The following is a 12,538-nucleotide window of genomic DNA, read 5'->3' as shown; positions in this document are numbered from 1 at the left end:
AATAAAAAGGCCCATAAAAAATTATGGACCTTAGTAAATATCATTATGATGCTTTAAATCTTATATACGACACTAATAAATTAAGTGCTTTATTGTTATACAGCCACTTATTCGCAGCATTAAGATATCGATATTTAGGTTGATCAAGTTCTAATTTCTTAATTAAATATTCGATTTCTTTGGTTGTCGAAATATTTAATATTTTCATTAGTTCTGTAATTGAAAAGTCTTCAACCGATTTTGGCAAAAAAATTACAGACTCATCATTAGCAGCCGAAGTGCTGATTGCAAAATTTTGCAATTTATTTAACACTAACTTATCAGTCTGAAATTGATTTTTCATTATGTATAATTTATCATTATTCATAATTTTATACTCCTTTTTGGTAGTGGGGTTAAAATTCAAACCTCAGATGTTGCCGCATCTGGGGTTTTTTTATATTCTAACCAAAAAAATAAAAATTACAAGTTTGTCATCATTTCTTTCAAAAAAACGACATATAAATAAATCTTGAATAAAGTGTCATAGGGGAATAAGATAAAATAAAAACCGCCTACACGGCGGTAAACTCTCTAACTTCTAATAAAGTTGAATGAAGTTTCATATTTCTAAACTACCTGTTCGGCAGTGAATATAAGTATAGTTTAATTACTTATTTATAGCTAGCCATAACAAGGTTGATGAGATATTTTGCGTACAACACTTATTTCTGGATACAAATTTCACTAACCACTATTTTTAATCTGATAAAAACCCAAATATGGGTGGAAATACCAACGATATTGCCTGTTTAAGGTAACGCTGCAAAATTCATTAGCTAATCGATATTGATTTTTATTGGGAAAATGGTCTGCCAATTTTTCTAACGCTTGTTGAACCGTATTAGTTAGCCAAGGTTGAATATACGGGTGATCGAATGTCCAACTGTCATCATATGAAATTAGATAATTTTTTGTATCCTGACAAAATGCATCTGGAGTTTGCCAAGCAATATCGGCATAACTGAACGAATAATTGCCATCTTCATCAAGCTGACAAATAAATTCATCTTCTTGATGATTTTGCATTCTAAAAGGTGAAATTAATTGTAAATGCGAACAATGATGATGCGCTAAATCGGGTTGCCAATAACTCGTAACATAATTACTATTTCGTGCATTAAGCGCAAATAGATGTGCCATTACTTTATGCTCCAATTCGGCAAGGGTAAACTCATCTTGTGTTGAATTAGTTATGCGTGGTGTGGCATCAATATTTGCTAATTGTTGTTGTGGTATCAATTTATTGGTTTGATGTGTCGTAAGTAAAAAAGGTTTTTGTTCAAAACCAGGCTTACAGAAACACGCTGAACCGACACCATAGTTCACACCCTGCTTAATTGATTCAATATTACTGCCTAAAATAGCAACATTAGGGCTTTTAGCAATTTTATTGGGGCGATGGCGCCATACACGACCAACTAACTGTATAATTGAACGCATTGATGACGGTTCAATAATGGCCCAATCGTAATCATGGTCTCGCCCGACTTCGGTTACTGGTGTACCTATCACAATAAAAATATGATTTTTTTGCTCACTATCCTTGATCGCATCAATAATTTCTGGTTGCTTAAAAATTGCTTTTGGATCAGTACGATTTAAAATTCTATCTAACTTTTGCTCTAATTGGTTACGCAATAATAATAACTGTCTAGCATGATAATCGACAATATGAAATACTGTATTTTTAGGAATTTTAGTTTGCTGATAAATATGTTTAGTTAAGGCAATTAAATCTTCAGTATGAGCAAAGCGTATTAAACCTATACTAATTTTTTTCTGTAAATTTATATTTGTCTGATGAAAATTTTTATGAAATTGATAAGCTTGTTTTAATAATTGACTAGCTAGTAAGTCATAATTTAATTTTTCATTTTCTGGTTTTTTATACTGGTAATCCAATAATTCTAGAATATGTCCTTGACGACGCACTTCGCCCTTAGCAAGTTCATTAATGCGCTCATTGACAAATAGCTGATGTTGTTGGCTAAATGCCGCATTATCAGTAATTGGCGTAATTGATTGCTGATACTCATCAAACCAACCACAGACGATCGAATCATTATTACGTTGATGGTTTTGATTCCATATTTTTCGTCCCGCTTGATAAGCCGCAAATAAACCCGCAATTAAATCAGGCGTTAAAGTTGCCGATGACAACAACACTTTGCTCCCATAAAGCCCAGCTAAATGAACGAGCCGCGCCAAAGCTGGCAAGTCATTTTGGTCAAAATCATCAGGCTCATCTAAAATCAAATCTGAGGTAAGTAACCTTAAAGTCGGCGCAATATATTTGCCGCCTCGTATGCATTCGCTGGCTTGAATAATATGATCAATTGTACATGTAACAATCGGCGCATAAATTAGTTGACGAGCTTTGCTATTTTCAATGATTGTGCCTAATTCACTATCGGCAATACCACTTTCTGCCACATCAACATAGTCATCGACCAATGATTCTATCGATTCGCTACCCTCTTGTTCTAAATTATCTTTTGAGATATTTTGCTTTTCTAAATTTGATTTTTGTAACTTTTCTTCATTCTCTAACTCAAATAACGTTTGCGTTGCTCGCCCACCAACTAAGATCGCTAAATGTTCATCGCTAAGCTGTAGTTTTTCACGCAGCGCTTTACCGGTTTGCAAGGTTAAAACCCGTAAACCTAAGGCAATGGTAAATCTAACGCCACGTTTAGGATTCGCCAGTGCATACATAATTCGACCATTGGCAAGCGTTTTACCGCAACCAGTGGATGCCATATTTACACCAAAAAAGCCTTGTTCATCACTTAATGATTGATAATGCTTAGCGATATCATATGCATGATTTTGCCATTGAAATCGATCGATAGTCGTTCGCTTGGTAAAAGGCTTATGCTGATTAATGGCTGGCAATTCATCAATCATTTTCGGTAGTAAACGCGCAAAACGCGCTGAAAGATTGGCAACACCAATAAGGTGATCATCTAAACGCTGTTTAGCTATTTTTTTTCCTTTTTCTTCATCATACTTAGTATTGGCAATTAAAATTGTATTATTTCTATCTGCCTCGGTGTTTACAAAAGATAAACTTGAGTAATTGTGATCAGCCACCATTAGACTTAAACGCGACATATGCAATAAAAAGGCATCAATATTCGTTAATTGCATTAAAGGTGGATGAGTTAGCGTCTTATTAGCATAACGGCTAAGTTTTTTTAACCACGCTTGGCTTAACGTTATATCGCTTTTTAGTTGCCAAAACTGATTAGGCGAAGGATGTTGGCTAAAACTATTTTTTACCCATTTTTCAACAGCGGTAAGAGTTTTATAAAAACTGGTTGTTTTTAAACCTGAAATATATAAATCTCTGGTTTGTTTCTTATTTTTATCACCATTTAATGAATCAATTAAAAATGGCATTCGGTGATGCGATACAATCAACCAAGCTATCCACTGTGTTAATAAAGGATACTGCATCAGATCGGTTTTTTCAGTTTTGTTAAGTTTTTGATACCAATTGGGGTATTGCTGCTGATATTGAGAAAAATTTGCCAAACGTTCAAAAACAGCTTGATCTGTTGTGCAGTCTTGAATCATTAATAAAAATAATTGTAACGAAATCCATTCATGACGGTATGGATCGCCAGCCACTTGCTCTGTTGCGCGTAATTTAGATTGAAAACCAATAGTCGCTTTACCAAGATCATGTAATAAACCGGCAATCGTTGTGATTAATTGAATCGTTGTTGCATAATGCCAACTACTTTCATTACCACTTTTTAATATATTGCGTTTAGTACGATTAGTTGGTACTCGACCTTGCTGATTAAATTGACTACGATCGCCAACAATCCATAGTAGATCAGTCAAATTTTTACCATGAGTCCAATAACAAGCAACGGCAGTATTTTTGCGAGCCGTTTTGCGCAACAATTTATATAGGGTTTGTAATCCATCTTCAGTCATGGCTGTTTGCCATGTCCGTACGCCACAACGCTCAGCAAACTGATCAATAATTCGTCTGGTTTCGGTTAATGCCCGTTTTTTACATTGGCTTACTAATAAAATATTCATGCTTTTTCTGCTATCTGTTTTAATGTATCAATTATTCGATCCAACGCACCTAACTGTGCAAATTGTGAAATGCATGCTTGCCGAAACGCTTTTTCACTGTCGCCTTGCTTTGCAGACAAAAAAGCTTGCGGTAAAACTATGCCATCTTTAATAATATCAGCGGCATCAAATACTAAACCACCGCGCCGAGTTTTACCATGCAAAATCGCCAATCCATGCGGTAACCCTAACACCCAACAAGCGGTTGCACCAAGCCCATAAGCTAAGTAGTTGCCATGATCTAAAAATTGGTTAGCCGGATCATAACTTTTACCATGGGTACCTTGTTCACGTTTAAACTTATCATCCCTTAACGTTAATTGATTCGCCATAGCATATAATGTTTTACTTAAACGCCCTTCTGCTGCGAGCAATGCTTGACTATTATTAACATTAGCAAATTGCGTTATTGCATCATTTATAATGCTGTCTAATTGACTTTGATCTATCGTCCAATCAAACTTTGACCAACACTCGCGAATGATTTCAAGGCGACTTTGTTGCAACATTTTAGCCGCTTGCAATCTACGTTCATCGTCAAACCAAAATTGACACCAACGTTGTAGGTATTCCGTTGCACGATATTCACTTTGAGGAGAGAAAAACTGACACGCAAATTCAGCTTCGGTAGAGGAAAAAAGCGGCGTTCCACCACCACCGCAAAACCCAATCATCACGCCAGCACGGGAAAGCTCGCGTACAGCTGCTTGCGTTAAAGAGGTACCGGTTCCTAACAAAATACAAGTAGTATTAGCAATAGGGATATTCCAATAAAGCGATTGTTGCCCCTGATCGGTAACATACTCAACGCGCCCACCATTAACCAATACACGGCAATGCTCTAGGTAATAAATGTTGGCACGTTTTGAATGTAAGATGGTTTTAAGATCGGAAGAATGAATCATATCCATGTTTTTCACTAACTTAATTCAATTTAAATATTGACCATAAATTAGCATGATAATGCGCAAAAAACGAGGTAAAAATAATCAAAGATAAAACAAAATCAAAGCTAATCTTTAGCTTATATGAATAAAAAGACATCAAAAAATCGGAGGTTAAAACAGTAAATTGTTTAATCCACTTATGCAGTGTTGAACTTGTACCGGTGTGCACCTACTGCATTATAATTTTTCTAAACCACTTATGCAGTGTTGAACTAGAAACTGGTATACTATAAACCCTGTTTATAAAAAGGCAAACAAGATTTTTGTTCAAAAACCCTTTTTTTTAACCCTTTTTTAATATATTGATTTTAATCAATTTTAATTTAGTGTAAAAAAAAGGGTTGATTGGTGAGAATGTAAAACAAGATTTTTATATTGAAACGTGTATATTTACTTAAACTTTTTACAAAACTTTTATTACTTAATCTTCAAGCTAGCTTTAATATACTTTTTCAAATTGAATATTTGCTTTTTGTTCGATCTAATTCTATTTTTTACTCTTCTTCACCATCATTCCTAATCATAATGGGTAATTGGTAATGTGCATTCTGCATTAGATGGCATAGGTACACGGCTTGTAAAATATGAACGACTTCGATGTTTGGGTGGTTGCCTATTTTTGTCAAAACTTGACTTAATGTGTTTAGTCCTAAGGTATCGCATTGACTTTGCAATTGCGCTAATTGCTTTTTATCGTCATTGTTCAGTTTAAGTCGTCCCGAACTCGTTATCGTTTCACAAAAATTGAGCGTCGGCTTGATAATGTAGATAACAATCGGATCGTGTTGGTAAGCAATCTGCTGAGGTTGTTTTTGAAATAGTATTTCGGGTTGTTTATAATAGTCACCGCTATTATTTGATATTTGGTATAACGATTCATTGTCAAAATCCAGATTTAAAATATTGATATCATCCGTTAGTGTCTGTTTATAAAATAGTGCAAACGGTTCAAGATCTAAATTATTATCATTTTTTACACATTTTACTAACACGGTTAAGGGTTGTAACTCTATTTCGTGTAGCAAATAAAGTGATTCAATACGCTGTTTTTGTTTACCATCCCAGAAGATGCGTAATAGTAGGTCATTATTCTGTGAATCTTTAACACACCACACCAAACATTGTCTGATTTCGTCCAAATAAGGTTGTTGTGCTTTGGTAACGTGAATAAAGAGCACTTGGTTGAAAAGTGAAATATTAGCATCGTAATTTTGTAAATAGTGACTTAATAGTGGCCAGTTATCAAAGCCTACTTGTTGGCGAAATTGCTGATACTGCTGCAAATTCCAACCTATTGGTTGTAATTTTATCTGTGAACCACGACTTGATAATTTACCATCATGCGATAAACGTGGTTCATATAAGGTGAAAGCGTTGTTCATTAAGTCACAAGGCATCGTTTGCCAAATTGATGCACTTTGCCATATGCTTTGTCGATTAAAGTCGATATCCGAGTTATTAGGTCTGGCTAAGGTTGTCTCATAATATTGTAGCGCTATTGGATCCCAAAAGTAAAAGGTCGCCCCGATTGCGCCGGTTTTGCTTTGCCACCAATAAGCCCCCAATGGTAGTAAGTCAATTGATTGAGCATCATTTTGGTAATGACGTTTTTGCCCTCCACGTACTGTGGTGAGCTGCTCACCTTGACAATGTAATAATTTTTCCAGATACGCTTTAAGGCGAGCTAAGAACAACAGTATGTCTTGTTCGTCAACGGTAAAATGTCGATTGGCTTGTTGTTCAACAAGTTGACAAAGTTGTCTTAGCATTGCGGCTAAACTAGGAAGATTTTGCGATCGAGCAGACATATTAAGCAACTGTAATTGTGTCGCTTGGCTTTGACTCACATAAGATAATCCATGGGTTATTAATGTATAAATATGTTCTTCAACTTGCTTAATTAATGCTATTTCATCATCGGTTAACCGATCAATTGGTTTATCCGTTAAGTTGTTTTCGATTGGCCAAGTCCATGGCTGGTGATGTTGTTGAAACAGGTAAGCAATAACCGCTAAATGTACAGCTGTTTTCTGTTTTTCGGGTAGCTGTGAAATCATACCAGCAAAACCGGTCCCAGCCATATAGATAATCGGCATATCACTTTGTGGTATTTGAATACGTAATTGCCCTTTTTGATTTTCTACGGTTAATGGCGGCAGTTGCTGCCAATCAAAAACCAATTGATAAGCAAGGCGCACATTAGCTTTACCTGCTTGTTTAAGTAGCACGCCAGCATCGATTGTTAGTAGCTCGCTTAATGCATCTTTTAATGGTGACACTGACTGATCAGTCTCTGAATTTTGCGATAATGTTGCATTATTATTCGTTTGATGATTGGTCTGAATTTGTAACCATAAAATGGCCGCAATAATATGTTTGCAGTGTCCACTAGCTGGGCAACTGCAAGTTGCTTTTTGAATTCCTTGCGCAGTGAGTTTTACCTGTTGACCATCGACCCTAAACAGAAGAAAATCGGGTTGTTCTTCTTGCAATAGGACTTTATCAGCTTCGATATCTTTGCGTGCACGGCGAATTAAACCAATATTAGCATAAAGTGCTAACGCTTCTTGATCATAATTTAAGTAGGTTTGTTGCCAACTCATCGTATCACCTCGGCAAGCCAGCCAGCAAAATGCTCGGGGGTTAAGGCGGCAATCTGCATACCGCGATCAGCAAGTTTTTGTAATATTTGCATATCATAAACAGCATTAGCTTGATAGTCTAAAGCAGCCAAACCCAGCATTTTTACTCGATTAGCATTAAGACGAGTGACAGTTCGATATAAATGCGTTACATTTGCGCCTTCATAAAAATCACTCACCACCACTACCACCGTTCGGCTCGGGTTTTTAATTTTTTGTTCAGCATAATTAAGTGCTTTACCAATGTCTGTTCCACCGCCTAATTGTACAGTCATGAGCACTTCAACTGGATCTTCGGCTATATGTGTTAAATCGACAACTTGAGTATCAAACACCAGTAAATGCAAATTAATCGCCGGTAGTTTAGCGATGATAGCGGCACAAATTGCTGAATAAAGAATTGAACTATCCATCGATCCACTTTGGTCAACACATAAAATAATATCCCAAGGTAATTGTCTTATTTTGCGTGAATTGAAAATTGCTTTTTCGATAATAATTTGCTGTTTGTTCTGATCAAAATGCCTTAGATTAGCATTGATTGTTGCTCGCCAATCAAAGTTCTGGTTATTTTTGATTAAAGAGCGCCTAAATCGATTTTTTTTACCAGTGATCGCATTGACAAAATTCGTTTGAATCTTTTGTAAAATTTCGTCCACCACTTTTTTAATTAATATCCGTACTTCTTGACGAACGTCATAACTCAATTTACCCCGTAAATTCATCAGTAAACGTACTGAGTTTACACTAGGTTCAAGATCTCGTATGACTTTCGGATCGTTTAAAACTCCATCCAAGTGATAACGCTCTATCGCTTGATTTTGCATCCGTTCAAAGGTACTTTTAGGAAACAATTTACGTGTCAGTTTTAACCAATCTATCGTGTTATAAACAGAACGACTTTTATCACCCGCTTTTATTTCTGAATCAGCTTTGTCATTGGTCAATAAACCTCGAGCACGATATTCGTGTCGATAAAGATACGCTAATGATTGATCGATTTGCTTATCATGCGCATTAAAATTAATTTGACCTAAATCCTCATCTGCATAACTTCCTAAAATTAAACGCCAACGTTTAATTTGTTCATTGGTAGTTTTATCATCGATGTGATTATCGTTAGTCATACGTATTCCTATTGTTTAAACCATGTTTGCAAATGCTGTTGTTGAATATGTTTGGTTATCAATAATTCTAAAGAAAGTGCTTTGTTTAACTCTTTTTCACTAAAGTTGTATTGGTAAAAATTTAATTCATCATCGACAATATGATATTTTTTAGCAATCTGACTAGCCAACGAAGCATTCTGTGTCGGGTTTAATTGAGAAAAGGCGTAACGTAAATCAGGCAATATTTCAATAAATCGTTCTGGTGACCAATCAATCATTAAGTGATCTAAGCTATCAAGTAGAAAAGTTGAATGAATAATCAATTGCGGGGTACACTGCATAATACCGATAAAATAGTTAATTGCGTGATCATCTGGTGTTGTTAAACTAAAGTTAATTTTTATTTTATCTTCTAGTTGTTGTTGGCTTAAGTACGTATCTAAGTAGCTAAGACTATCAATAGCACCACAGATTAATGGCAGTTGAGCTAACTCAGGTTGTAAACGATGCAGATTATGATAAAAATCGTGTTTAAATTGTTTAACATTAAGTTGCTCTGGTAAATAATTTAGTAAGTCTCTAAATGAAAGTAATGTTTTGATATTTTTTTGTTGCTGTTCTTGCTCTGGTTGTTTTAACTTGGTTAACAAGAAAAGACTCTGTTTAATTATTTTAACTAATAATATCAGTAACGTTGCGGTATTTTTTAGTTGTAAAAAATTTTGCCCTTGCCATAAGTAAAGTAAGCGATGACCACAATTGATTAGATTGTCTAGTTCGTTATCGTTCTCCATACAATTAGATAGATTATTTAATAAATAATCAAAACAAGATTCAAGCCCCATCAAAGCGCCTTGAATTAACTGTTCAACCGCCACAATACTTGAATGTCCAGATTGTTCTGTCGCTAATTGTAATTGCTTGATTGCGATTTGCGCTAACTGCGTCCCCTGTTCAGATAATTTAATTAAACGCGCTTCGACCATGGGGGTCCAAGCATAACGCCAATCTTCAAACATAATAGTTAAGCGTTTACCATGAATATAATCAGGACCATCTATTCGGTTGGCAAAACCCACTTGTAAAAAAGCCAATAAATGTAAATAGCGGCTACGTTGCCGATGCTGTGATTTGCGATAAATATCGATATGCGTAAGTTTAGGACTGGAATAATCTAACTTAAATCGATATTTTTTTAGCGTTAAATATACTTCATTCACTAACGGAGGTTGTGCAATATCTTTAGGTATTTCACCCAACAAATTGCCCGATAGGCAATTTTGCACGGTTAACCAAAACTCATGACGAGAATCATTGATACTCTCTTTGATAAAGCAGGATTGAATCGCATCAAGCAGATCATATCTTCCTGGTCCATGATGTTCTCGTAAGTTGGCTAATAACATTGATTGTGCTATTGCAGAACGAAATGGGACAAAACCGATAATATTGTCACTGTTTTGTTGCCGTAATTTATCAACAATATTGGTAAGCACATCAGCAGTTAAAGATTGGCGAAATGCGACGCAAGATTTGCCATTGGTGGTTGATTTATCATAAAGCAACATTGACTGCCATGCCGCTTGATAATAAGCAGGCGAAGGCATTCCTGACGCATAACCATTTAAGGAATCAAGGCGATCAAAGCTATAACGAATTAACCAATTTTGATCTTTATCACCACTTTTTTGTTGATGATTAAATCGAGTCATCTCAGCTTTTTTAGGTAGCACAAGCTGATCGTGCCATAACCCTTCCAGTAAAGGTAAGGTATGAAAACCACCTGTTACTACCACAATTTTTGCATCAGGTTGAGATTTCTTTAATTGACCTATCGCTGTTAACATATACTGTTCACGCTGAACTGAACCTTCTGCGGCTAGTGAAGACGGTGAATAATCAAGCCTTGCCATTGCACACCAAATAAAGGTATCAATAAAGAAATTTTGCCAATCAGCGATATCATTATAATCTTTCAGTTCAAAAAGATGTTCCCATACTTCATCATGATCACGACAATGCAATTTTTTCATTAAATATTGAATGTATTGGCTGTGTTTTAGATAAGTTTCGGAAAGTAGCGAGCGGCTTTTATCGAAATCAGCAGCTATTTCTTGATCACATTGCAAAGCCCAAGGCAGATCAATGAATTGTAGTGTGGCATGTTGCTCTTTTGCCATTTGTATTGCCACCCATTCTGGCGAGTAATGACAAAATGGGTAAAAAACCGAACAGGTAGAGTGTTTAGATACACTATCATCTTCACTTTCTGTTACTAACGGTATTGTGTCAATTTCTGTCTGACAAAGTATCGCAATGGGCGGACGTGTATCATCATGTAACAGTTGTTCAATTAACGGTGTAAAACTAACTGGTGCTTCAATCAATATATGCGTTGGTTTTGTTTGCTCAATCAATTTTTTAAGTGCAAAACTGCATGATGGGCTATGATGACGTATGGGGGCAAAATAGATCTGCTCTTGCTGCAAAGCAGCAAGTTTATTTAATGCTTGTGATAACCTATCGGGTAATAATTCTTGGCTAAGCGTCATGTTAAGTCGTTATTTCCAGAACGTTTTCGATACTTGATAAAAACTGTGCCATGTATCGGATTTTTTTGCGCGTTCACGCACAACATTATCCATATAAAATTGGATTCGTTTTATATCATCGGCATTATCTTTTAAAACCACCCCAATAAGCTGTTTGGCGATTTGTCCTGCATTTAAGGTTCCATCGCTAAAATAATAAGCATCTAATGCTGAAGCATAGGCAATGTTTACCGCTTCGGCTGTTGACATCACGGCATCAGGTGTTTTTATATTTGCGCCATCTTGAGTTTGACCCTGCCTTAACTCTTGAAAAGCCGTAACAAGTAATTCAATGACATCAACCGGAATAACTATTTGTGTTTTTAATTCACCTAATTCTTGTTCAAGTTGCCTTTGTATTAATTCAATCTCAAAATTTTTATTATTTATTGGATTAACAGTTTCAAAGTTAAAACGTCGCTTTAATGCAGCAGACATTTCATGCACACCACGATCTTGTAAATTAGCAGTGCCAATAATATTAAAACCAGGTTTAGCACTAATAATCGCATTTGCCCCCATTTCGGGGATCATCATCTGTTTTTCAGACATAATCGAAACAAGGATATCTTGAATTTCTGGTGGACAGCGAGTTATCTCTTCAAAACGAACAATTTTACCTTGTTTCATACCTTGATAAATTGGCGAACCAACTAATGCACGTTCGGTTGGTCCTTCGGCCAACAATAAGGCATAATTCCAAGAATATCGGATATGATCTTCACTAGTACCAGCCGTACCTTGGATCGTCAAATTTGAATCACCACTGATGGCGGCAGCCAATAATTCGGATAACATAGATTTGGCCGTACCCGGTTGACCAACCAGCATTAATCCTTGTTTACCCAATAATGAAACAATAGATCGATCAACTAAAGGATCGTCACCAAAAAATTTACGGCTGATGCCCAAACGATCGTTACCTAAAATAAATTGACGCACCGATTTAGGGGATAAAACCCAACCTTCAGGTTTATTATTTTCGCTATCGGCCTTAATCAGTTTTTCCAATTCTTTACTATAACGTTGTTCAGCACTTAACCTAATAACTTGTTGTTTTGCCATAATCCTTTATTCTCCCAATCTGAATCAAAACCAGCTGTTCTATCAGC

7 protein-coding genes are annotated in these 12,538 nt (G+C 35.9%); all 7 read right to left on the bottom strand.

From position 1 onward, the window contains the following. Positions 1-43: 43 nt before the first annotated feature. The 7 genes from A9G03_RS09770 to A9G03_RS09740 all read right to left on the bottom strand — a co-directional run bounded on the left by A9G03_RS09770 (position 44) and on the right by A9G03_RS09740 (position 12,491). Positions 44-367: a hypothetical protein gene (locus A9G03_RS09770; RefSeq protein ID WP_065799096.1), complete on the bottom strand. Its 324-nt coding sequence runs from the start codon at positions 365-367 to the stop codon at positions 44-46. A 359-nt stretch (positions 368-726) separates the two neighbouring features. Further along, entirely contained in the window at positions 727-4,098 is a 3,372-nt protein-coding gene (gene cas3f, locus A9G03_RS09765; RefSeq protein WP_065799095.1) for a type I-F CRISPR-associated helicase Cas3f, read from the bottom strand. Beyond that, the gene (cas1f, locus tag A9G03_RS09760) at positions 4,095-5,057 is read right to left on the bottom strand and encodes a type I-F CRISPR-associated endonuclease Cas1f (protein ID WP_442903116.1); all 963 of its coding nucleotides are present in this window, start codon (positions 5,055-5,057) and stop codon (positions 4,095-4,097) included. The genes cas3f and cas1f overlap by 4 nt, the downstream gene beginning before the upstream one ends. Positions 5,058-5,578: 521 nt before the next feature. Next, positions 5,579-7,687 carry an SWIM zinc finger family protein gene (locus tag A9G03_RS09755; protein ID WP_065799093.1) on the bottom strand — a complete coding sequence of 703 codons (2,109 nt, stop codon included), beginning with the start codon at positions 7,685-7,687 and terminating at the stop codon, positions 5,579-5,581. Next, the gene (locus A9G03_RS09750; protein WP_065799092.1) at positions 7,684-8,853 is read right to left on the bottom strand and encodes a VWA domain-containing protein; all 1,170 of its coding nucleotides are present in this window, start codon (positions 8,851-8,853) and stop codon (positions 7,684-7,686) included. The genes A9G03_RS09755 and A9G03_RS09750 overlap by 4 nt, the downstream gene beginning before the upstream one ends. Positions 8,854-8,861: 8 nt before the next feature. Continuing rightward, positions 8,862-11,387, bottom strand: coding sequence for a DUF5682 family protein (locus A9G03_RS09745; protein WP_065799091.1), 2,526 nt, complete (start codon positions 11,385-11,387; stop codon positions 8,862-8,864). Between the two features lie 9 nt (positions 11,388-11,396). After that, entirely contained in the window at positions 11,397-12,491 is a 1,095-nt protein-coding gene (locus tag A9G03_RS09740; protein ID WP_065799090.1) for an ATP-binding protein, read from the bottom strand. Between the last annotated feature and the right edge of the window lie 47 nt (positions 12,492-12,538).

The sequence above is a fragment of the Gilliamella sp. wkB171 genome (assembly GCF_001693755.1).
In the GTDB taxonomy this organism is placed as follows: Bacteria; Pseudomonadota; Gammaproteobacteria; order Enterobacterales; family Orbaceae; genus Gilliamella; species Gilliamella apicola_F.
Note: the sequence above shows the minus strand (reverse complement) of the source record. Positions and strands in the feature narration are given on the sequence as shown.

Bases quoted from the DNA above. Each gene is read 5' to 3' on its own strand.
- A9G03_RS09755 (WP_065799093.1), bottom strand. From the start codon at position 7,687: ATGAGTTGGCAACAAACCTACTTAAATTATGATCAAGAAGCGTTAGCA.
- A9G03_RS09770 (WP_065799096.1), bottom strand. From the start codon at position 367: ATGAATAATGATAAATTATACATAATGAAAAATCAATTTCAGACTGAT.
- A9G03_RS09740 (WP_065799090.1), bottom strand. From the start codon at position 12,491: ATGGCAAAACAACAAGTTATTAGGTTAAGTGCTGAACAACGTTATAGT.
- cas3f (WP_065799095.1), bottom strand. From the start codon at position 4,098: ATGAATATTTTATTAGTAAGCCAATGTAAAAAACGGGCATTAACCGAA.
- A9G03_RS09750 (WP_065799092.1), bottom strand. From the start codon at position 8,853: ATGACTAACGATAATCACATCGATGATAAAACTACCAATGAACAAATT.
- A9G03_RS09745 (WP_065799091.1), bottom strand. From the start codon at position 11,387: ATGACGCTTAGCCAAGAATTATTACCCGATAGGTTATCACAAGCATTA.